This window comes from Thalassiella azotivora (genome assembly GCF_054781695.1).
The window spans coordinates 254,552-276,120 of record NZ_BAAGTX010000001.1; the positions used below are offsets into that span (position 1 = coordinate 254,552).

General features: G+C 75.0%; 21 protein-coding genes. 13 read left to right on the forward strand and 8 right to left on the reverse strand.

Going from position 1 to position 21,569, the window contains the following annotated elements; translation table 11 throughout:
- Positions 1–11: 11 nt before the first annotated feature.
- From sufC to ACYVQV_RS01190, 5 genes are read right to left on the reverse strand one after another with little or no spacing between them, the layout of a single operon-like run.
- Entirely contained in the window at positions 12–788 is a 777-nt protein-coding gene (gene sufC / locus ACYVQV_RS01170) for a Fe-S cluster assembly ATPase SufC (RefSeq protein WP_461021419.1), read from the reverse strand.
- A 1-nt stretch (position 789) separates the two neighbouring features.
- On the reverse strand, positions 790–1,164 hold the full coding sequence (locus ACYVQV_RS01175; RefSeq protein ID WP_461021420.1) for a non-heme iron oxygenase ferredoxin subunit: 375 nt from the start codon (positions 1,162–1,164) through the stop codon (positions 790–792).
- Positions 1,161–2,489, reverse strand: coding sequence for a Fe-S cluster assembly protein SufD (gene sufD / locus ACYVQV_RS01180; protein ID WP_461021421.1), 1,329 nt, complete (start codon positions 2,487–2,489; stop codon positions 1,161–1,163). The genes ACYVQV_RS01175 and sufD overlap by 4 nt, the downstream gene beginning before the upstream one ends.
- A 35-nt stretch (positions 2,490–2,524) precedes the next feature.
- Complete coding sequence (gene sufB / locus ACYVQV_RS01185; RefSeq protein ID WP_461021422.1) at positions 2,525–3,946, reverse strand: Fe-S cluster assembly protein SufB; 1,422 nt, start codon at positions 3,944–3,946, stop codon at positions 2,525–2,527.
- Positions 3,943–4,890 (reverse strand): helix-turn-helix transcriptional regulator, encoded by a 948-nt coding sequence (locus ACYVQV_RS01190; RefSeq protein WP_461021423.1) that lies wholly within the window; start codon positions 4,888–4,890, stop codon positions 3,943–3,945. Before ACYVQV_RS01190 ends, sufB begins: the two co-directional genes overlap by 4 nt.
- A 135-nt stretch (positions 4,891–5,025) precedes the next feature.
- Here ACYVQV_RS01190 and ACYVQV_RS01195 point away from each other — a divergent pair, with 135 nt between their 5' ends.
- The 7 genes from ACYVQV_RS01195 to ACYVQV_RS01225 all read left to right on the forward strand — a co-directional run bounded on the left by ACYVQV_RS01195 (position 5,026) and on the right by ACYVQV_RS01225 (position 11,043).
- Positions 5,026–5,964, forward strand: coding sequence for an ABC transporter ATP-binding protein (locus ACYVQV_RS01195; RefSeq protein ID WP_461021424.1), 939 nt, complete (start codon positions 5,026–5,028; stop codon positions 5,962–5,964).
- Complete coding sequence (locus ACYVQV_RS01200) at positions 5,961–6,746, forward strand: ABC transporter permease (RefSeq protein WP_461021425.1); 786 nt, start codon at positions 5,961–5,963, stop codon at positions 6,744–6,746. The genes ACYVQV_RS01195 and ACYVQV_RS01200 overlap by 4 nt, the downstream gene beginning before the upstream one ends.
- Before the next feature lie 117 nt (positions 6,747–6,863).
- Positions 6,864–7,676 (forward strand): DUF4397 domain-containing protein, encoded by an 813-nt coding sequence (locus ACYVQV_RS01205; protein WP_461021426.1) that lies wholly within the window; start codon positions 6,864–6,866, stop codon positions 7,674–7,676.
- Between the two features lie 47 nt (positions 7,677–7,723).
- The gene (locus tag ACYVQV_RS01210) at positions 7,724–8,437 is read left to right on the forward strand and encodes a class F sortase (protein ID WP_461021427.1); all 714 of its coding nucleotides are present in this window, start codon (positions 7,724–7,726) and stop codon (positions 8,435–8,437) included.
- A 101-nt stretch (positions 8,438–8,538) separates the two neighbouring features.
- Positions 8,539–9,150, forward strand: a complete 612-nt coding sequence (locus tag ACYVQV_RS01215; RefSeq protein ID WP_461021428.1) for an RNA polymerase sigma factor — start codon at positions 8,539–8,541, stop codon at positions 9,148–9,150.
- Entirely contained in the window at positions 9,137–9,994 is an 858-nt protein-coding gene (locus ACYVQV_RS01220; protein ID WP_461021429.1) for an anti-sigma factor, read from the forward strand. The genes ACYVQV_RS01215 and ACYVQV_RS01220 overlap by 14 nt, the downstream gene beginning before the upstream one ends.
- A 137-nt stretch (positions 9,995–10,131) precedes the next feature.
- The gene (locus tag ACYVQV_RS01225) at positions 10,132–11,043 is read left to right on the forward strand and encodes a COX15/CtaA family protein (RefSeq protein WP_461021504.1); all 912 of its coding nucleotides are present in this window, start codon (positions 10,132–10,134) and stop codon (positions 11,041–11,043) included.
- Positions 11,044–11,050: 7 nt separating this feature from the next.
- Here the strand turns inward: ACYVQV_RS01225 and ACYVQV_RS01230 are convergent, their stop codons facing one another.
- A complete protein-coding gene (locus ACYVQV_RS01230) occupies positions 11,051–12,010 on the reverse strand; it encodes a heme o synthase (RefSeq protein ID WP_461021430.1) in 960 nt (319 codons plus the stop codon).
- A 284-nt stretch (positions 12,011–12,294) separates the two neighbouring features.
- Here ACYVQV_RS01230 and tkt point away from each other — a divergent pair, with 284 nt between their 5' ends.
- The 6 genes from tkt to pgl all read left to right on the forward strand — a co-directional run bounded on the left by tkt (position 12,295) and on the right by pgl (position 20,760).
- Positions 12,295–14,463: a transketolase gene (gene tkt / locus ACYVQV_RS01235; protein WP_461021431.1), complete on the forward strand. Its 2,169-nt coding sequence runs from the start codon at positions 12,295–12,297 to the stop codon at positions 14,461–14,463.
- An 82-nt stretch (positions 14,464–14,545) separates the two neighbouring features.
- Positions 14,546–15,706 (forward strand): transaldolase, encoded by a 1,161-nt coding sequence (tal, locus tag ACYVQV_RS01240; protein ID WP_461021432.1) that lies wholly within the window; start codon positions 14,546–14,548, stop codon positions 15,704–15,706.
- 53 nt (positions 15,707–15,759) lie between these two features.
- Positions 15,760–17,370, forward strand: coding sequence for a glucose-6-phosphate isomerase (locus ACYVQV_RS01245; RefSeq protein ID WP_461021505.1), 1,611 nt, complete (start codon positions 15,760–15,762; stop codon positions 17,368–17,370).
- Positions 17,367–18,908 (forward strand): glucose-6-phosphate dehydrogenase, encoded by a 1,542-nt coding sequence (gene zwf / locus ACYVQV_RS01250; RefSeq protein WP_461021433.1) that lies wholly within the window; start codon positions 17,367–17,369, stop codon positions 18,906–18,908. Before ACYVQV_RS01245 ends, zwf begins: the two co-directional genes overlap by 4 nt.
- Complete coding sequence (gene opcA / locus ACYVQV_RS01255; protein WP_461021434.1) at positions 18,905–19,978, forward strand: glucose-6-phosphate dehydrogenase assembly protein OpcA; 1,074 nt, start codon at positions 18,905–18,907, stop codon at positions 19,976–19,978. Before zwf ends, opcA begins: the two co-directional genes overlap by 4 nt.
- Positions 19,975–20,760, forward strand: a complete 786-nt coding sequence (gene pgl, locus ACYVQV_RS01260) for a 6-phosphogluconolactonase (RefSeq protein WP_461021435.1) — start codon at positions 19,975–19,977, stop codon at positions 20,758–20,760. The genes opcA and pgl overlap by 4 nt, the downstream gene beginning before the upstream one ends.
- A gap of 73 nt (positions 20,761–20,833) precedes the next feature.
- Here pgl and ACYVQV_RS01265 read toward each other — a convergent pair whose 3' ends face one another.
- Complete coding sequence (locus ACYVQV_RS01265; RefSeq protein ID WP_461021436.1) at positions 20,834–21,184, reverse strand: RNA polymerase-binding protein RbpA; 351 nt, start codon at positions 21,182–21,184, stop codon at positions 20,834–20,836.
- 96 nt (positions 21,185–21,280) lie between these two features.
- Entirely contained in the window at positions 21,281–21,532 is a 252-nt protein-coding gene (gene secG, locus ACYVQV_RS01270) for a preprotein translocase subunit SecG (RefSeq protein ID WP_461021437.1), read from the reverse strand.
- Between the last annotated feature and the right edge of the window lie 37 nt (positions 21,533–21,569).

The window sequence follows — 21,569 nt, forward strand, 5'->3', positions numbered from 1 at the left end:
CGTCCCGGTGGTCAGGACGCCGGCGCCGCGGCGCCCGCGGTCACGAAGCGGTCGTAACCGTTCTCCTCGAGCTCGTCGGCGAGCTCGGGCCCGCCCTCGGCGGCGATCCGGCCGTCGACGAACACGTGCACGAAGTCGGGCTTGATGTACCGCAGGATCCGCGTGTAGTGCGTGATGAGCAGCATGCCCACCTCACCGCCCTCGCGGACCCGGTTGACGCCCTCGGACACGACCTTGAGCGCGTCGACGTCCAGCCCGGAGTCGGTCTCGTCCAGGATCGCGATCCGCGGCTTGAGCAGCTCCATCTGGAGGATCTCGTGGCGCTTCTTCTCGCCGCCGGAGAAGCCCTCGTTGACGTTGCGCTCGGCGAAGGCCGGGTCCATCTTCAGGCCGGCCATGGCGCCGCGGACGTCCTTGAGCCAGGTGCGCAGGTTCGGGGCCTCGCCGTCGACCGCGGTCTTGGCCGTCCGCAGGAAGTTCGACACCGTGACGCCGGGGACCTCGACGGGGTACTGCATCGCCAGGAACAGGCCGGCGCGCGCCCGCTCGTCGACGCTCATCTCCAGGACGTCCTCGCCGTCCAGGGTGACCGTGCCGGAGTCGATCGTGTACTTCGGGTGCCCGGCCACCGAGTAGGCCAGGGTGGACTTGCCGGAGCCGTTCGGCCCCATGATGGCGTGCGTCTCGCCGGACCGGACGGTCAGCGTCACGCCGCGCAGGATCTGCTTGCGCTCACCCTCGCCCGCGTCCACGCTGACGTGCAGGTCCTTGATCTCCAGGGTCGACATCTCAGCTCTCCTTGCTGGCGTCCGCGGTGACGCGGTCCGCCGGGTCCGTGGTGTTCAGGCGGGTGGTCACGTCGACGAGCACGTCGTCGCCGTCCACCCTGATCTCGTAGACGTCGATGGGCGCCGTGGCGGGCAGCCCGGTCGGCTCGCCGGTGCGCAGGTCGAAGCGCGAGCCGTGCAGCCAGCACTCGATCGCGCAGTCCTCGACCTCGCCCTCGGACAGCAGCACGTACTGGTGGGAGCACACGTTGCTCACCGCGTGCAGCTGCCCGTCGACGTCCCGGACGACGGCCACCGGCTCGCCGTCGACCTCGAGGCCGAGGACGCCGGTGTCGTCCGGGACGTCCGAGACCGAGCAGACGCGCTGCAGGCTCACGCGCCCACCTCGGCGGGGGCGTTCATCGACAGCGCGAGCTCGGCCTCGATGGCCTCCATCAGGCGCTCCTGGACGCTGGGGACGCCGATCTGCTGCACGATGTCGGCGAAGAAGCCGCGCACGACCAGGCGCCGCGCCTCGTCCTCGCGGATGCCGCGCGCCTGCAGGTAGAACAGCTGCTCGTCGTCGAAACGGCCGGTGGCGCTGGCGTGGCCGGCCCCGACGATCTCCCCGGTCTCGATCTCCAGGTTCGGGACCGAGTCGGCGCGGGCGCCGTCGGTGAGCACCAGGTTGCGGTTCAGCTCGTAGGTGTCGGTGCCCTCGGCGGCGGCGCGGATGAGCACGTCACCGACCCACACGGTGTGCGCGGTGTCGCCCTGCAGCGCGCCCTTGTAGACGACGTTGCTGCGGCAGCTCGGCGCGGAGTGGTCGGCGAACGAGCGGTGCTCGAGGTGCTGACCGGCGTCGGCGAAGTACACCCCGAGCAGCGTGGCGTCCCCACCCGGCCCGGCGTAGCGCACGTTGGTGGACAGCCGCACCACCGCGCCACCGAGGGTGACCACGACGTGCTTGTAGGTGGCGTCGCGGCCGACCAGGGCGTCGTGCTGGCCGAGGTGGACGGCGTCGTCCTCCCACTGCTGGAGGCTGACCACGGTGAGGTTCGCGCCGTCGCCGACGCGCACCTCCACGTTGCCGCCGTGCTCCGCGGTGCCGACGTGGTCGAGCACCACGATGGCCTTCGAGAACGGCTCGGCCTCGACGACGACGTGGCCGTTGACCCGGCCGCCGTTGCCCCGCACCCGCACCAGGACCGGCTCGGACAGCTCGGTCTCGCGCGGGACGCTCACCCGCAGCGCGGCCGCGGTGCCGGCGTACGCGACGGCGGCCGCCCGGTCCCCGGGCACGAACGCCTCGGAGCGGGTCGAGCCGTCGAGGGCGACCTCGCCGTGCGTGACGCCCTCGGGCGCGACGACCTCGACGGACACCGCGCCGGGGTCGCTGGGCCCCTCGGTCAGCAGGGCGCCGAGGCGGTCGACGGGGGTGAAGCGCCACTCCTCCTCGCGGCCCGTGGGCAGCGGGAAGTCCGCGACGTCGTAGGACGTGCGGCGCTCGGCGCGGGACTGCTCCGGCACGCCGGCGCCGTGGGAGTGGGCGCCCAGGCCGTGCTGGGCCGCGCGGGTCTCCCCGCCCGGCCCGGGGGTGTCCGAGGAGTCGAGGGTCACCGCGGCGGGAGCCTGCGCGGCGTGGTCGACCGCGTGCTCCTGGCGAAGCTCGTCGGTGCTGATGGCGGGTTCCTCCGTACCGGTCGGGGTGGTGTCGGTCATGGTGCGCGTGGTGGTCGCGGGCGCGGTGGCGCCCGTCAGCCGACCGCGCCCTCCATCTGCAGCTCGATCAGCCGGTTCAGCTCGAGGGCGTACTCCATCGGCAGCTCGCGGGCGATCGGCTCGACGAAGCCGCGGACGATCATCGCCATCGCCTCGTCCTCGCTCATGCCGCGCGACATCAGGTAGAAGAGCTGGTCCTCGCTGACCTTGGAGACGGTCGCCTCGTGGCCCATGGCGACGTCGTCCTCGCGGACGTCGACGTAGGGGTAGGTGTCCGAGCGGCTGACCGTGTCGACGAGCAGCGCGTCGCAGCGCACCGTCGAGGCGGAGTGGTGGGCGCCCTCGAGCACCTGCACCAGGCCGCGGTACGACGTCCGGCCACCACCGCGCGCCACCGACTTCGACACGATCGAGGACGACGTGTGCGGGGCCGCGTGGACCATCTTCGCGCCGGCGTCCTGGTGCTGGCCCTCACCCGCGAAGGCGATGGACAGCGTCTCGCCCTTGGCGTGCTCGCCGAGCAGGAAGATGGCCGGGTACTTCATCGTCACCTTCGAGCCGATGTTGCCGTCGACCCACTCCATGGTGGCGCCCTCGGCGGCGGTGGCCCGCTTGGTGACGAGGTTGTACACGTTGTTCGACCAGTTCTGGATGGTCGTGTACCGCACCCGGGCGTTCTTCTTCACGACGATCTCGACGACCGCGGAGTGCAGCGAGTCCGACTTGTAGATCGGCGCCGTGCAGCCCTCGACGTAGTGCACGTACGAGCCCTCGTCGGCGATGATCAGCGTCCGCTCGAACTGGCCCATGTTCTCGGTGTTGATCCGGAAGTAGGCCTGCAGCGGGATGTCGACGTGCACGCCCGGCGGCACGTAGATGAAGGAGCCACCCGACCAGACGGCGGTGTTGAGCGCCGCGAACTTGTTGTCACCCGGCGGGATGACGGAGCCGAAGTACTCCTTGAAGAGCTCCTCGTGCTCGCGCAGGCCCGTGTCGGTGTCGACGAAGATGACGCCCTTCTCCTCCAGGTCCTCGCGGATCTGGTGGTAGACGACCTCCGACTCGTACTGCGCGGCGACGCCGGCGACGAGGCGCTGCTTCTCCGCCTCCGGGATGCCGAGCTTGTCGTAGGTGTTCTTGATGTCCTCGGGCAGCTCCTCCCAGGACGTCGCCTGCTTCTCGGTCGACTTCACGAAGTACTTGATGTTGTCGAAGTCGATGCCGGTCAGGTCGCTGCCCCAGGCGGGCATCGGCTTCTTGCCGAACAGCCTCAGGGCCTTCATGCGGGTGCGCAGCATCCACTCGGGCTCGTCCTTGCGCGCCGAGATGTCCCGCACGACGTCCTCGGACAGGCCGCGCCGGGCCGTCGCGCCGGCGTCGTCCCGGTCGGCCCAGCCGTACTCGTACGTGCCCAGGCCCTTGAGCTCGGGGTTCAGGGCTTCGATGTCGGTGCTCATGCTCTCGGTCCTCCCGGACGTCGGGGCGTGCCGTGCGTGCGTTCGTGCGTCTCTGGTCTGTCGTGGGGACGGTCGGGCGGGGTCGTCGCGGTCGGCTCGGACGCCGCAGCCCGGCACGGTGCCGCTCGCTCCCGCGGCCACCTGCCGGGTGCAGCGGCGGGCGGGCCCGGCCTGTTCCCGGCGCGAACCGTACCGGCGGGCGCGGAGGCCGCTCGAGGGGAGCCCTGGGCGGCGGCCGGGGCGCTGGTCGCGGGCGTCGCCGGGACGTGCGTCGTGCACACGTGCTCGCCGTTGGCCAGCGTCGCGAGCCGCCTGACGTCCACCCCCAGCAGGCGGGAGAACGCCGCGGCCTCGGCCTCGCACAGCTCGGGGAACTCCGCGGCGACGTGCTGGACCGGGCAGTGCCCCTGGCACAGCTGGACCGCCTGGCGGGGCCCGCGGGGGCCCACGGGTCGCGTCGACGCCGCGTACCCGTCGGCGGACAGCGCGCGCGCCAGCTCCTCCGCGCGCCGCGCCGCGTCGTCGCCGGCGGCCCGAACGGGCGCGGCGTACCGCTCCTCGAGGTCGGCGACGCGCTCCGCGGCGAACTCCCGCACGGCGTCGCGTCCGTGCCGCTGCGCGAGGTACCGCAGCGCGGACACGGCCAGGTCGTCGTAGGCGCTGGTGAGCGACGCGTGCCCCGCGTCGGTGAGCACGAAGGCCTTCGCGGGCCGGCCCCGGCGGCGCGGACCGGCGGCCGGCGTGCGGGCCTCGATGAGGCCGTCGGCCAGCATCGCGTCGAGGTGACGGCGGACGGCGGCGGCGGTCAGCCCGAGGGACGCGGCGAGCGCCGTGGCCGTGACGGGACCGTCCTCGCCGACGGCGCGCGCGACGCGGGCGCGGGTGCTGGTCTCCGCGTCCGTGCTCGTCGCGCGCCGTGGGGCGAGCGCCGTCCCGATATCCACAACGCTATTGTGACGTAATTGGCTGGACGGGTCGAATCCGCGACCACCCGCGCGGCTGTGGCGCTGGTCACCGCGGTCGCCTGGGAGGGCGGACCGCGGTCGGGGACGCGCCCGCCGGTCCCTAGAATCGCCCGCGTGCACCCCCCAGCCCCGGCGCCCGCCGGCACCACGGCGCTGCGGGTCCGCGGGCTGGTGAAGCGGTACGGCGGCCGCACCGCCGTGGACGGGCTGGACCTCGACGCCCCGGCCGGTGAGGTGACGGCGCTGCTGGGGCCCAACGGCGCCGGCAAGACGACCACCGTGGAGTGCTGCGTCGGTCTGCGGCGCCCGGACGCGGGGTCGGTGCAGGTGCTGGGCGGTGCACGGGGACCGGTCGAGCAGCGGGCGGCCGTCGGCGTCATGCTGCAGGACGGTGGGCTCCCGACGCAGGCCCGCCCCGTCGAGCTGCTGCAGCACCTGGCCCGCCTGCACCGCGACCCCCTGGACGTCGCGGCGCTGGCGGGGCGCCTGGGTCTGACGGCGTTCGCCCGCACGTCGGTGCGCCGGCTCTCCGGTGGCCAGCGCCAGCGCGTCGCCCTGGCGGCCGCCCTGGTGGGCCGGCCCCGGCTGGTCTTCCTCGACGAGCCCAGCGCCGGCCTGGACCCGCAGTCGCGTCACGTCGTGCACGACGTCGTCCGGGACCTGTGCGCGGACGGCGTGGCCGTCGTCCTGACCACCCACGACATGGACGAGGCGGCGCGGCTGGCCAGCACCGTCGTCATCGTCGACGCCGGACGGGTCGTGGCGGCGGGCAGCCCGGCGGAGCTCACCGGCGCCGCGGGCGGCGCGACGCTGCGGTTCGACACCGCACCGCACCTCGACCTGGCCGCGCTGCGTCGCGCGCTGCCCACCGGGGTGCAGGTCGACGAGACGCGCGCCGGGCACTACGTGGTGACCGGTGACGTCGACCCGCAGGCGGTGGCGACCGTCACCTCGTGGTGCGCCGCGCACGGGCTGATGCCCGCGCAGCTGTCGGTCGGCAGGACGAGCCTGGAGGACGTGTTCCTCGACCTCACCGGCAGGGCGCTGCGGTGAACGACCTCGCGGGCCGGCCCGACGCGAGCACTCCGCGGCCCGCGCCGGCGCACCGGCGGGTGCTGGCCCAGGTCCTGTGGGAGACCCGGCTGCTGCTGCGCAACGGCGAGCAGCTCCTGCTCACCCTCGTCCTGCCGGCGATCGCCCTGGTCGGCCTGTCGCGCACCGGTGTCGTGCAGCTCGACGTGCCCGCGGGTTCGCGGGCCGTCGACGTCGTCGCACCCGGGGTGCTGGCGCTGGCGGTGATGTCGACCGCGTTCACCAGCACCGCGATCGCGACCGGGTTCGACCGCCGGCACGGGGTGCTCAGGCTCCTGGGCACCACGCCTCTGGGCCGCTCGGGGCTGCTCCTCGGCCGAGCGGGATCCGTCCTGCTCGTCGAGGTGGTGCAGGTCGCGGTCCTGGGGGCCGTCGCCCTGGCCCTGGGGTGGTCACCGGCCGCTGCGGGGTGGTGGACCGCCGTCCCGCTGCTGGTGCTGGGGACGGCCGCCTTCACCGCCCTGGGCCTGCTGCTCGCCGGGACGCTGCGCGCCGAGGCCGTCCTGGCCGTGGCGAACCTCGTGTGGGTGCTGCTCGCCCTCGGCGGCGGGGTGCTGCTGCCGGTGGACCAGCTGCCCGCGGCGCTCGAGCCGGTGGCGGTGGCGCTGCCGTCCGGGGCCCTGGCCGAGGGGCTGCGGACCGCACTGGTCGACGGTGCGGCTGACGTCGTCGCCCTGGGGGTGCTCGCCGCCTGGACCGCGGTCTCCTCGGCGGCGGCGGTGCGCTGGTTCCGCTGGGACTGACCGGGGTGCAGCCCGCGGGATCTGTCGGCCCGGGCTGCATCCGGGGACGGGGGGTGCCCGGAAGTAGGGGGTGAGGACCCGCGGATGGCGGGTCACCCCACCGAGGGAGAACCAGAGATGCGCACCCTTCCCGCCGCGGCCGCGGTCGCGGCCCTGCCCCTGGCCTTCGCAGCCGCCCCCGCCCAGGCGGCGGCGTCCACGGCGACCGTGTCGGTGCTGCACGGCGTCCCCGGCCTCACGGTGGACGTGTACGCCAACGGCGAGGAGCTGCTCCCCGACTTCGCCCCGGGCACCCTGACCGACCCGGTCCAGCTGCCGGCCGGCGACTACGACCTGCAGGTCTTCGCCGACGGGTCCGACCCGGCGAGCGACACCCCGGCGATCGAGGCGAACGACGTCACCGTCCCGGCCGGCGCGAACATCACCGTCGTCGCCCACCTGGACGCCGGCGGGACCCCCCGGCTGACCCCGTTCGTCAACGACACCTCCGCGGTCGGCGCCGGGCAGGCGCGGCTCACCGTCCGGCACACCGCCGCCGCCCCCGCGGTGGACGTGCGCGCCGGCGGTCAGGTCGTGGTCAACGGCCTGGAGAACCCGAACGAGCAGAGCCTCGAGGTCCCCGCGGGCACCGTGAGCGCGGACGTGGTCCTGGCGGGCACCGACACCGTCGCGATCGGCCCGGCCGACGTGGACCTGGCCGAGGGCACGCACACGATCGTCTACGCGTGGGGCTCGGCGTCCGACGAGAACCTGGCGCTCGCGGTGCAGTCCATCGACGGCCTGCACTCCTCCCCGAGCGGCGTGCCGTCCGGCGAGGCCGGCCTGGCCGACGACGGCAACGGCGCCTGGATGCTGGTGCTCGGTGCGGGCGCCCTCGGCGGTGCCGCGCTGCTGTCCCGCCGCCTGGTCACCGCCCGGAACGACGGCTGACCCGGCAGATCCACCCCGCAGACCGACGAACGAGGAGGGCCGACGACGTGGCGACCCCGAACCGGCGCAACGCCCTCGCGGGTGTCTCGGCCCTCCTCGTCGTCGCGGTCGTCGCGATCGTGGGCTGGTCGGTCGCGCGCGACGACCGGGCGGGTCGACCGGTGACCTCTCCTCCCTCGTCACCGGCGACCACGGCCGCCCCCGCCCCGTCCCCGCGCCCCTCGGGGACCCGGGGCGGGGGCGGACCGCTCGCCGATCTGTCGATCGGCACCCGCGACGCCTCGGTGCAGGCCGGCGGCGGCGCGGTCGACGCCCCGGTGACCGTCCGCATCCCGAGCCTGGGGGTGACCGCGCCCGTCGACCCGGTCGGCGTCCAGGACGACGGGTCGATGACGATCCCCACGGACGGCGACCGGCTCGGCTGGTACCGCTACGGCCCCACGCCGGGCGGCCCGCAGGGCTCCGCGGTCGTGGCGGGGCACGTCGACACCCGCGCGGGGGGACCCGGTGCGCTGTTCCGGCTCCGCGACCTGGAGCCCGGCGACGAGGTGGTAGTGACCACCGGCTCCGGCCGGGAGGTCACCTACCGGGTGAGTGGCCGGGAGGTCTTCCAGAAGACCGCCCTGCCGACCGACGACCTCTTCCGCCGCGACGGGGCGCCCGTCCTGACGATCATCACCTGCGGCGGGCCGTTCCAGCCGGAGCTGCGCAGCTACCGCGACAACGTGGTCGTGGTAGCGGACCCGGTCGCGGGCGGGTGAGCCAGGTGCTGCTGCCGGCGGCCGCCGCCGTCGCACCGCCGAGCGGACCGCCGGCTCGCCCGGTGTCCCGCGGACCGTCGCCACGCTCTACGGTGGGCCACGTGCCCGGACCCGACCTCGTCAGCGTGTCCCAGGACAGCGCGGACGACGCGGACGTCGGTCGCCGCTTCCGCGACGGCGACGAGACCGCGCTCGCCACGGCCTACGAGCGCTGGGGGTCCCTCGTGCACGGCCTGGCCGTGCGGGCCGTCGGTCCGGTGGAGGCCGAGGACGTCACCCAGCAGGTGTTCATCGCCGCGTGGCGCTCCCGGGAGCGCTTCCGGCCGGACAGCGGGGTGCTCGCGGGCTGGCTCGTGGGCATCACGCGGCACAAGGTCGCCGACGCCCTGGCGCGGCGGCCGCGCACCCACGAGGTCCCCACGGACCCCACCGTGGTCCTGACCAGCAGCGCCGGGACACCGGACCGGCCGGCGTCCACCCCACCGGCGGAGGACGACGTGGCCGCCCGGCTGCTCCTCGACCAGGAGCTCGCGGCCGTCGGCCAGCCGCAGCGCCGGATCGTCGAGCTGGCGTTCTACGAGGACCTGACCCACCAGCAGATCGCCCAGCGGCTCGACCTGCCGCTGGGGACCGTGAAGAGCCACATCAGACGCACGCTGGCGCGACTGCGCGTCAGCCTGGAGAGCATGGAGGTGGACCGTGCCGCACTGTGACCCCGAGGCGCTGGCCCTCCTCGCGCTCGGCGAGGACGTCGACGTCGACCGCGAGCACCTGCGTGGCTGCGCGCAGTGCTCCGAGGAGCTCTCGTCCCTGCGGACCGTCGTGGGCGTCGGTCGCCGCGGACCGGCTCCCCTCGCCCCCGTCACCCCTCCTCCGTCCGTCTGGGCGGGCATCGCCGCGGCCACCGGCGTCAGCGCCTCCCCCCGTGCCGACGACGGGGGCGGCGCCGACGCAGGCGCCCCCGACGGCACGGCCGGCACCGGCAGCTCACAGGACACCGGCAGCTCGGGCGACACCGGCGGCTCGGGCGACGCGGCCGTCGTGACGCTGGCCCCGCGCCAGCGCGAGGCACCCCGCGAGGACGCCCCGACGACGAGGACGCGGTCCGGTCGCTGGCCCTCCTGGGCGCTGGCCGCGGCGGCCGCGGTCGGCGCCGTCGCCGGCGCCGGCGGGCTGTCCCTGGTCACCGGCTCCCAGGAGGGCGACCCGGTACCCGACGCTCCGGCCACCGTCGCCGCCGCCGACCTCGAGGCGCTCCAGACCTCCGCCGGCCCGGGCGCCGCCGAGGTCGTCGACGACGCCGGCGAGCGCTACCTCGTCGTGCGGGCCGACGCCCTGCCCACCGGGGCGGACGGCTTCTACGAGGTCTGGCTGCTCGCGCCCGACGTGTCGGGGATGGTGCAGCTGGGGGTGCTGCGCGGCGACAGCGGGCGCTTCCCGCTGCCCGACGACCTCGACCTGGACGCCTTCCCCGTCGTCGACGTGTCGTTCGAGCCGCTGGACGGCGACCCCACCCACTCCGGGGACAGCCTGCTGCGCGGCACCCTCGGCACCTGACGGCCGGCGCCGACGCCTACGCTGCTGACGTGAGCACCTCCGACCTGAGCACGACCGCGCCTCCGGCGCGCAACCCGGCCGGGGCCGGCACCGACGGGGGCCCGGGGCCGCGTCCCGCCGGCCGGTGGACCCACCGGCTGCTCGTCGCCAACGTCGTCGCGCAGATCGGCATCGTCGTCACCGGCGGCCTGGTCCGGCTGACGGGCTCGGGCCTGGGCTGCCCGACGTGGCCCGAGTGCGTCCCCGGCTCCTACACCCCCGTGGTCGAGCAGGCCGAGGGCCTCCACAAGTGGATCGAGTTCGGCAACCGCACCCTCACCGGCGTGGTGGGGTTGACGGCGCTGCTGGCCCTGGTCGCCGTCTGGCGGCTGCGCCGCCCCCGGCTGCGCCTGCTGGCGGCGGCCCCGCTGCTGCTGGTGGCCGCGCAGGCGGTGATCGGCGGGATCACCGTCCTGACCAGCCTGCACCCGGTCACGGTCGCCACCCACTTCCTGGTCTCGATGCTGCTCGTCGCCGTCTCGGTGCTGCTCGTGCTGCGCGTGCGCGAGGGCGACGGCCCGGCGCTGCCGGTCGTCCCCGCCGCCGTGCGCCGCCTCGCGTGGGCGCTCGCCGCCGTGGCGGCCGTCGTCCTGGTGCTGGGGACGGTCGTGACCGGGTCGGGCCCCCACTCCGGGGACGCCGACGAACCGGCCCGGTTCGCCCTGGACCCGCGCACGGTGAGTTGGCTGCACGCCGACGCGGTGCTGCTGTTCGTCGGCCTGCTGGTCGGCCTCCTCGTGGCGCTGCCGCTCGTCGGAGCGCCGGCCGTCGCCCGTCGCCGGGCCCGCTGGGTCCTCGTCGTGACGCTGCTGCAGGGGCTCGTCGGCTACGTCCAGTACGCCACCGGCCTGCCCGAGGCCCTCGTCCTCGCGCACATGCTCGGCGCCGCGCTGCTGACCGTGGCCGTCACGGGGTTGCTGGTCGCGCTGCGCGAGAGGCCGCACCGTTCCGCGCCGACGACCGTGCTCGAACCCGACGTCGCGACCTCGGGGCCGAGGCCGGCCCGGTAGCCGCCCGCTAGAACCGGACGAACGGGTCCACGGCGATGGCGACGAACAGCAGCGTCAGGTACGTGATGGACAGGTGGAACACGCGCATGGCCCGCACGTCCGGCTCCTGCCGACGGGCCCGACGGTCCAGCAGGTGCACCTCGACCAGGAACCAGCCGCCGAGCAGCACAGCGGCCGCGGCGTAGACCGGCCCGGTCGGGTGCACGGGCACCAGGGCCAGCGAGCACGCCACCATCGCCCACGAGTAGGCGACGATCTGCTTCGCCACCCGGGCGGGCCGCTCCACCGCACCGAGCATCGGCACGCCGACCGCCGAGTAGTCGTCGGCGTATCGCATGGACAGCGGCCAGTAGTGCGGCGGGGTCCACAGGAAGATGACGCCGAACAGCACCAGCGCCGACCACGACAGCGACCCCGTCACCGCCGACCAGCCGATGAGCACCGGCATGCACCCGGCGGCCCCGCCCCACACGATGTTCTGCGGTGTCCGGCGCTTGAGCCCCAGCGTGTACACGAAGACGTAGAACAGGATCGCGGCCAGGGCCAGCACCGAGGACAGGACGTTCACGACCAGCGCGAGCCAGGCCGTCGCGGCCACGCCGAGGAGCACCCCGAAGACGAGCGCCTCGCGCGGGGTCACCTCCCCGGTCACCAGCGGGCGCCGCTTCGTGCGGTGCATGACCACGTCGATGTCGCGGTCGATGTAGCAGTTGAGCGTGTTGGCGCTCGCGGCCGCCATCGTCCCGCCCAGCAGCGTGGCGAGCACGAGCCACGGCGAGGGCCAGCCCCCCTCGGCCAGCACCATCGTCGGCACGGTGGTGACGAGCAGGAGCTCGATGACCCGCGGCTTGGTGAGCGCGACGAACGCCGCGACCCGCGAGCGCCGCCGCGGGGCCCCTCCGGCGGTCCCGGCGCCCGCGGGCCCCGACTGCGTGGTCGGGGTCGCCGTACCGTCCAGGGGGCTCACAGGTCTCTCACGCGTTCCTTCGTCGGGGGGACCGGCGTCGACGGACCGGTCCTCCCGGCACCGGCTGACGGCGGCGCAGACGGCACCCATGCTACGCGGCGGCCGTCCGGCCGGGCCCCGCGCCCCGGGCAGCGCCCCGCCCCGCCGCCGCGCTGCCGCACCGCAGACGCACCGCTAGGCTCGACGGGAACGGCGAACGGGCACCGCCCGTCGCCCACGACGACGACCGGCCGCCCCCGCCTCGCGCCGCGACGTGCGGGCCTGCGGCCACGGAGAGGGGTTCGGTGGACGCCGACGACACGACCTGGACGCAGACCGACCGACGGGCCGTCGACACGGTCCGGGTACTGGCCGCCGACGCCGTCCAGAAGGTCGGCAACGGTCACCCGGGCACGGCGATGAGCCTGGCGCCGGCCGCCTACCTGCTCTTCCAGCGCTTCCTGCGCCACGACCCCAGCGACCCGCACTGGATCGGGCGGGACCGGTTCGTCCTGTCCTGCGGGCACACGAGCCTGACCCTGTACATCCAGCTCTACCTGTCCGGCTACGACCTGTCGCTCGACGACCTCAAGTCGCTGCGGACGTGGGACTCCAGGACGCCCGGCCACCCGGAGTACCGGCACACCGACGGGGTCGAGATCACCACCGGGCCGCTCGGCCAGGGTCTGGCCAACGCCGTGGGCATGGCGATGGCCGCCCGCCGCGAGCGCGGTCTGCTGGACCCGGACGCCCCGGCCGGCCAGAGCCCGTTCGACCACACCATCTGGGTGATGGCCTCCGACGGCGACATCGAGGAGGGCATCACCTCCGAGGCGAGCTCCCTCGCCGGCCACCAGAAGCTGGGCAACCTCGTCGTGCTCTACGACGACAACGACATCTCGATCGAGGACGACACCGCGATCGCCCTGAGCGAGGACGTCGTCGCCCGGTACGAGGCGTACGGGTGGCACACGCAGCGGGTCGACTGGACCACCAGCGGCGGCGGGTACGACGAGGACGTCGACGCGCTGGCCGCGGCGCTGGAGGCGGCGCGCGCCGAGACCTCGCGCCCGTCGTTCATCGCGCTGCGGACGGTGATCGGGTGGCCCGCTCCGACCAAGAAGAACACCGGCAAGATCCACGGCTCGGCGCTCGGCGAGGAGGAGGTCGCCAACCTCAAGCGCGAGCTGGGCTTCGACCCCGACCGGACCTTCGAGGTGCCCGAGGACGCGCTGGCCCGGGCGCGGGAGGTCGTCGACCGCGGTCGCGAGCTGCGCTCGCGGTGGGACGAGGCCTTCTCCGCGTGGGAGGAGGCGAACCCGGAGCGGGCCCAGCTGCTGGCGCGGATGCGCGAGCGCCGGCTGCCGGAGGGCTGGACCGACGCGCTGCCGGTGTTCGAGCCGGGCAAGGACCTGGCGACGCGCGCGGCGTCCGGCAAGGTCCTCGGTGCCCTGGCGCCGGTGCTGCCCGAGCTGTGGGGCGGCTCCGCGGACCTGGCGGAGAGCAACAACACCACGATGGCCGGTGAGCCGTCCTTCGTCCCGGAGGAGCACGCCACCAAGGCCTTCCCCGGCAACCCCTACGGGCGGACCCTGCACTTCGGGATCCGCGAGCACGCCATGGGCGCGATCCTCAACGGCATCGCCGCGCACGGCGGCACGCGCCCGTACGGCGGCACGTTCCTGGTGTTCAGCGACTACATGCGCCCCGCCGTGCGGCTGGCCGCGCTGATGAAGCTGCCGTCGGTGTTCGTGTGGACGCACGACTCGATCGGCCTCGGCGAGGACGGCCCGACCCACCAGCCGGTGGAGCACCTGGCGGCGCTGCGCGCGATCCCGGGGCTGGACGTCGTCCGGCCGGCCGACGCCAACGAGACGGCGTGGGCGTGGCGCACCGTGCTGGAGCACACCGACCGGCCCGCCGGGATCTGCCTCACCCGCCAGGGCGTGCCGACCTTCGAGCGCGGGGACGGGCCGGCGAGCGGCGCGACGCTCGCCGCGGCGGACGGCGTGGCCCGTGGCGCGTACGTGCTGGCGGAGGCCGAGGGCGGCGAGCCCGACGTCATCCTGCTGGGTACCGGCTCGGAGGTGCAGATCACGCTGGCCGCGCGGGAGGCCCTCGCCGCCGAGGGGGTGCGCGCGCGGGTCGTCTCGGTGCCGTGCCGCGAGTGGTTCGACGAGCAGGACGACGCCTACCGCGAGAGCGTGCTGCCGCGCTCGGTGCGCGCCCGGGTGTCCGTCGAGGCGGCCGTGGCCATGGGGTGGCGCGACCTGGTCGGCGACGCGGGGCGGACCGTGTCGCTGGAGCACTACGGGGCGTCCGCGGACTACCAGACGCTGTACCGCGAGTTCGGCATCACGCCGCAGGCCGTGGTGGCGGCGGCGCACGAGTCGGTGCGCGCCGCGCGCGGCGGCGACACCCCCGGCGGCGCCGGGTCGGCGCCGCACGAGGGCGGAACCGGCGACCGTCCCTGAGCGGACCCGGTGACCGGGTGCGCCCGGTCACCGGACCGCTGCCGACCGACCACGTACGCACGTCCACCCGAAGGAGCACACCGTGAGCGACAGCCGCACCGCCCCGACGCCCGGACCGAGCAGCAGCCCCCTGGCCGACCTGAGCGCCGCGGGGGTCTCCATCTGGCTCGACGACCTCTCCCGCGAGCTGATCGAGACCGGCGAGCTCGACACGCTGGTGCGCGACCACCACGTCGTCGGCGTCACGACCAACCCGACGATCTTCGCCAGCGCGCTGGCGAAGGGCGAGCGGTACACCGACCAGGTCCGGGACCTCGCCCGGCGCGGGGTGGACGTCGACACCGCCGTGTTCGAGCTGACCACCGAGGACGTGCGCCGGGGCTGCGACGCCCTGCGGGCGGTGTACGACGCCACCGACGGCGTCGACGGGCGGGTCTCGCTCGAGGTGGACCCGCGGCTGGCGCACGACACGCAGGCGACCGTCGACGCCGCCCGCCGGCTCTGGGCGGCGGTCGACCGGCCGAACCTGTTCATCAAGATCCCCGCGACCGTCGAGGGCCTGCCCGCGATCAGCACGGTCCTGTCGGAGGGGATCAGCGTCAACGTGACCCTGATCTTCAGCCTGGACCGGTACCGCGCCGTCATGCAGGCGTTCCTCACCGGCCTGGAGCAGGCCCGCGAGGCGGGCCGGGACCTGGCCCCGATCGAGTCCGTCGCCTCGTTCTTCGTCTCGCGGGTGGACAGCGAGGTCGACGGCCGGCTCGAGCAGATCGGCACCCCCGAGGCCCTCGAGCTGCGCGGCAAGGCGGGGCTGGCCAACGCCCGCCTGGCGTACCACGCCTACCAGGAGGTCTTCGCGACCCCGCGCTGGACGGTGCTGCGCGACGCCGGGGCGCACCCGCAGCGGCCGCTGTGGGCCTCCACGGGGGTCAAGAACCCCGACTACCCCGACACCATGTACGTGACCGGGCTCGTCGCCCCGGGCGTGGTCAACACGATGCCGCACGCGACGCTGGAGAAGACCGCCGACCACGGCGAGGTCACTGGCGACACGGTCAGCGGCACCGAGGCGGAGGCCGAGGCGGTCCTGGACCAGCTCGAGCGGCTGGGCGTGCCCTACCAGGAGGTCACCGACCAGCTCGAGCGCGAGGGCGTGCAGAAGTTCGAGGCGTCCTGGGAGGAGCTGGGAGCCACCGTGGCATCCGAGCTGGAGCGCCTGGCACCCGCCGAGGAGGACCGGTGACCGGTACCCCGGGGCAGCACGACGCCCCCGCCGCCGGGCCGGCCACCGACGGCGTGCCCGTGGTCGGCTGCGGCCAGGTCGCTGCGGACGCGGTCGCCCGGCACCTGCCCGACCTGCTGGCCGACCACGTCGCCCGCCGGTTGGCCGGCCGGGACGCGGAGCTGTGGGGACGGCAGGCCGTCGAGGAGGCGTCCCGCCGCCTCGGCTGGGTCGACCTGCCGCGCACCTCGCGACCGCTGGTCGCGGCCGTGGAGGGCCTGCGCGACGAGCTGCGCGCCGAGGGCGTCGACCGCGTCGTCCTGTGCGGGATGGGCGGGTCCTCCCTCGCGCCGGAGGTGCTGACCGGCACCGCGGGTGTGCCGCTGCTGGTCCTCGACGGCACCGACCCCGACCAGGTGGCCAGGGCGCTCGACGGCGACCTGGAGCGGACCGTCGTGGTGGTCTCCAGCAAGTCCGGCTCGACGGTCGAGACCGACAGCCAACGCCGCGCGCTCGAGGAGGCCCTCCGCGCGGCCGGGATCGACCCGGCGCGCCGTCTCGTGGTGGTGACCGACCCCGGTTCACCGTTGCACGAGGACGCCACGGCGGCCGGTGCCCGCCGGGTGTTCACCGCCGACCCCGAGGTCGGCGGCCGGTACTCGGCGATGTCGGCGTTCGGGCTGGTGCCGGCCGGTCTGGCCGGCGTGGACCTCGGTCGCCTGCTCGACGAGGCGGAGGCCACGGCGGACGCGGTGGCGACCGACGACGAGGACAACCCCGCGCTCGTGCTGGCCGCGGCGCTGGCCGGCACCGACCCGCTGCGCGACAAGGTCGTGCTGCTCGAGGACGGGTCCGGCCTGGAGGGCTTCGGCGACTGGGCCGAGCAGCTCGTCGCCGAGTCCACGGGCAAGGAGGGCACCGGGCTGCTGCCCGTCGTGGTCGCCGGGCCGGACGCGCCGGAGGTCGTCGACCCGCCGGCCGACGCCCTCGTGGTCCGGCTGGTGCCCGGTGGCCGCGCCGCCGAGCCCCGCGCCGAGGAGGTCGTCGTCGCCGGCCCCCTGGGCGGGCAGATGCAGCTGTGGGAGACCGCGACCGCCGTGGCCGGCCGGCTGCTCGGCATCAACCCGTTCGACCAGCCCGACGTGGAGAGCGCCAAGGCCGCGGCCCGTGGCCTGCTGGACGCGCCGCCCGCCGTCGACGACCCGGCCCTCGTCGACGGCCCCGTGGAGGTGCGCGGCACGGACGGCCTGCTCGACGGTGTCGACGACCTCGGGGGGGCGGTGACCGCGCTGCTGTCCCGGCTCGACGCCGACCGCGGGTACCTGGCCGTCATGGCCTACCTGGACCGTGAGGGGGACGCGGCGCTCGCCGGCGTGCGGGACCCGCTCGCCCAGCGGACCGGCCGGCCGGTCACGTTCGGCTGGGGCCCGCGGTTCCTGCACTCCACCGGCCAGTACCACAAGGGAGGCCCGGCGACGGGGGTCTACCTGCAGGTCACGGCCGCGGCGGAGCGGGACGTCGACGTCCCCGGGCGCCCCTACACCTTCGGCCGCCTCGTCGCCGCCCAGGCCGCCGGGGACGCGCAGGTCCTCGCCGACCACGGTCGGCCCGTGCTGCGCCTGCACCTGACGGACCGGGTCTCCGGCGTCGAGCGGCTGCTGTCCCTCCTCGGGCGCCGCCGGTGAGCCCCGCCCGGGTGGCGGCGGGACGCAACCCGCTGCGCGACCCGCGCGACCGCAGGCTCTCCCGCATCGCCGGCCCGTGCGGGCTGGTGCTGTTCGGGGTGACGGGTGACCTGGCCCGCAAGAAGCTCGTGCCCGCCGTGTACGACCTCGCCAACCGCGGCCTGCTGCCCCCCGGCTTCTCCCTCGTCGGCTTCGCCCGGCGCGACTGGGAGGAGGAGGACTTCGGCAAGATCGTCTACGAGGCGGTCAAGGCGAACGCCCGCACCCCGTTCCGGGAGTCGGTCTGGCAGCAGCTCGCCGAGGGCCTTCGGTTCGTGCCCGGGGAGTTCACCGACGACGAGGCGTTCGACACGCTGGCGCGGACCGTGCGCGAGCTCGACGAGCAGCGCGGCGCGGGGGGCAACACCGCGTTCTACCTGTCGGTGCCGCCGCGGTTCTTCCCCGTCGTCTGCGAGCAGCTGGCCCGCTCAGGCCTGTCGTCGGCCGAGCCGGGTCAGTGGCGTCGGGTCGTGATCGAGAAGCCGTTCGGGCACGACCTGGGCAGCGCCCAGGAGCTCAACCGGGTCGTCGAGCGGGTCTTCCCGCAGGACGCGGTCTTCCGCATCGACCACTACCTCGGCAAGGAGACGGTCCAGAACCTGCTGGCGCTCCGCTTCGCCAACCAGCTGTTCGAGCCGATCTGGAACGCCAACTACGTCGACCACGTGCAGATCACGATGGCCGAGGACATCGGCATCGGCGGGCGCGCCGGTTACTACGACGGCATCGGCGCGGCCCGCGACGTCATCCAGAACCACCTGCTGCAGCTGCTCGCCCTCACGGCGATGGAGGAGCCGGTCTCCTTCGACGCCCGCGACCTGCGGGCGGAGAAGGAGAAGGTGCTGTCCGCGGTCCGGCTGCCGAGGGACCTGTCCCGGGCGACCGCCCGCGGTCAGTACGCCGCCGGCTGGCAGGGCGGCCAGCGGGTCGCCGGCTACCTCGAGGAGGACGGCATCCCGGCCGACTCGACCACCGAGACCTTCGCCGCGGTCCGCCTGGACATCGACACCCGCCGCTGGGCCGGCGTGCCGTTCTACCTGCGCACCGGCAAGCGGCTGGGCCGGCGGGTGACCGAGATCGCGGTGGTCTTCAAGCGCGCACCGCACCTGCCGTTCGAGTCGACGTCGACCTCGGAGCTCGGTCAGAACGCGCTGGTCATCCGGGTGCAACCCGACGAGGGGGTGACGCTGCGCTTCGGGTCGAAGGTGCCCGGCACCGCGATGGAGGTGCGGGACGTCACGATGGACTTCGGCTACGGGCACTCGTTCACCGAGTCCAGCCCGGAGGCCTACGAGCGCCTCATCCTCGACGTCCTCCTCGGCGAGCCGCCCCTGTTCCCGCGGCACGAGGAGGTCGAGCTGTCCTGGCGGATCCTCGACCCGGTCATCGACTTCTGGGCCTCCCGCGGGGCGCCCGAACCGTACGCGGCGGGCAGCTGGGGGCCGCCGTCCGCGCACGAGATGCTCGCCCGCGACGGCCGGCACTGGAGGCGCCCGTGATCCTCGACCTGCCCTCGACGACCACCGCAGCGATCAACCGGCGGCTCGTCGACCTGCGCGACCAGGGCGGTGCCGTGGCCCTCGGCCGCGTCCTCACGCTCGTCATCGTCACCGACGACGCCGAGGCCGAGGACGCGATCGAGGCGGCGAACGACGCCAGCCGCGAGCACCCCTGCCGGGTCATCGTGGTGGCCCACGGGCCGCGCCGCGGGTCCGCCCGGCTCGACGCGCAGATCCGCGTGGGCGGTGACGCCGGCGCCAGCGAGGTCGTGGTGCTGCGGCTGTACGGCGAGCTCGTGCGCCACGACGACTCCGTGGTGGTCCCCCTGCTGCTGCCGGACGCCCCGGTCGTGGCCTGGTGGCCGGGCCGCGGCCCCAAGGCCCCGGCGGAGCACCCCATCGGCGCGATGGCCCAGCGACGCATCACCGACTCCGCCGCCGCGACGCGACCCCGGACGGCCCTGACCGCCCTGGCCCGCAGCTACCAGGACGGCGACACCGACCTGGCCTGGTCACGGCTCACGCTGTGGCGGGGGCTGCTCGCGGCGGCCCTCGACCAGCCGCCGTTCGAGACGGTCACGCGCGCGGTGGTGACCGGCGCCTCGGACAGCCCGTCGACGGAGCTGCTCGCCGCGTGGCTCGCCCTGAACCTGCGCTGCCCGGTGACGAGGGCGCGCTCCCGCGCCGGGTCGGGGATCAGCGGGGTGCGGTTGGAGCGCTCGAGCGGCGCCGTGGAGCTGGTCCGGCCGGACGGCAACGTCGCCCTGCTCACCCAGCCCGGGCAGCCGGACCGGCGGATCGCCCTGCCGCGTCGGGCCCGACCCGAGTGCCTGGCCGAGGAGCTGCGGCGCCTGGACCCCGACGAGGTGTACGCCGAGGTCCTCACCAAGGGCCTGGCCCGCCTCTCCGGGGACCGGGCCGTCCCGGCGTCGCGTGCCGCGACCGAGGGCGCGACCACACCGCAGGAGGCGGCCGACAGGGCCCGGCGCGTCGGCCGCGCGGCGGCGCGCCGGTCCCGGGCCATGAAGCGCGCCGAACCCGAGGGCGAGCACCAGGAGGCCAGCACGTGAGCACCCCGACGTCCGTCGTCGTCCACGCCGACACCGAGCTGCTCTGCCAGGCGGTGGCCGCCCGGCTCGTCACCCAGCTCGTCGACGCGCAGGCGTCCCGGGGCCGCGCCCACGTCGTGCTCACCGGCGGGACCGTCGGGACCCGGACCCTCGCGGCCCTGGCCTCCTCCCCCGCCCGCGACGCGGTCGACTGGCGGTCCGTCGACGTCTGGTGGGGCGACGAGCGGTTCCTGCCCTCGGGGCACCCGGAACGCAACGAGACCCAGGCGCGCGAGGCCCTGCTCGACCACGTGCCCGTCCCGCCCGAGCGGGTGCACGTGATGCCCGCCTCCGACGGTCCGGACGGCGCGGACCTCGACGCCGCCGCCGCGCGGTACGCCGCCGAGCTCGCCGCCGCGGCGCAGTTCGCCGACCACGCCCCGCTCCCCCGCTTCGACGTGCTGCTGCTCGGTGTCGGCGAGGACGCGCACGTCGCCTCGCTGTTCCCCGAGCAGCCGGCGCTCTACGAGACCGAGCGCACCGTCGTCGGGGTGCGGGGGGCGCCGAAGCCGCCCCCGTCGCGGATCAGCCTGACGATGCCCGCGATCCGCCACGCGGGCGAGGTGTGGCTCGTGGCCGCCGGTGAGGGCAAGGCCGCCGCCGTCCACCTCGCCCTCACGCAGGCCGGGGAGGTGCAGGTCCCCGCCGCGGGTGCCACCGGGACGCGGGCGACCCGGTGGCTCCTGGACCGCGCGGCGGCGAGCAGGCTGCCCGCCAGCATCGCCCGGATCGCCTCACCCTGAGCCGCGGGCCGTCGAGCGGGTGGACCGACGAGCCGTCGCCGTCGGTCAGCGGTCAGCGGTCAGCGGTCAGCGGTCAGCGGATGATCCGCTTGGCGCGCAGGGACTCCAGCGCCTCGGTGAGGATCGCCTGGCCGTCGGCGTCGCTGCGGCGCTCCTTCACGTAGGCCAGGTGCGTCTTGTACGGCTCGTTGCGCGGCGGAGCGGGAGGGTTCTCCTGGTCCTGCCCGGCGGGGAACCCGCAGCGCGGGCAGTCCCAGGTCTCGGGCACCTGCAGGCCCGGCTCCTCGGCGAAGCTCGGCCGGGTCTCGTGGCCGTTGGCGCACCAGTAGGAGATCCGGAACCGCGGGGCGGCGTCGCCCCGCTCGGCCTCCCCCATCGGTCCGGCGCCCACCCTGCTGCCGCGGATCGCGTTACCACCTGCCACCGGACTACTCCCCTGCTCGACGTGCCTGCTGCTGCGGATGGGCGACCGACCGCTGACGCTCCACCCGGGGCGGACGCGAGAGCCGGTGCGTGACGCTCACTCCGACGGGATGAACCGCTCGATGACCCCGAGGAGCACGATGACCGCCACCCAGACCAGGGACACCGCGATGGTGATCCGGTTGAGGTTGCGCTCCGCGACCCCGGAGCTCGAGGCGCCGCTGCTCATGCCGCCCCCGAACATGTCCGACAGGCCGCCGCCCTTGCCCTTGTGGAGCAGGATGAGCAGCGTCAGGAACAGGCTCGAGAGCGCGAGCAGCACCTGCAGCGTGATGCGCAGTGGGGTCACGGGATCCTCTTCGTGCGGCCCGGTGCGAACCGGGGTG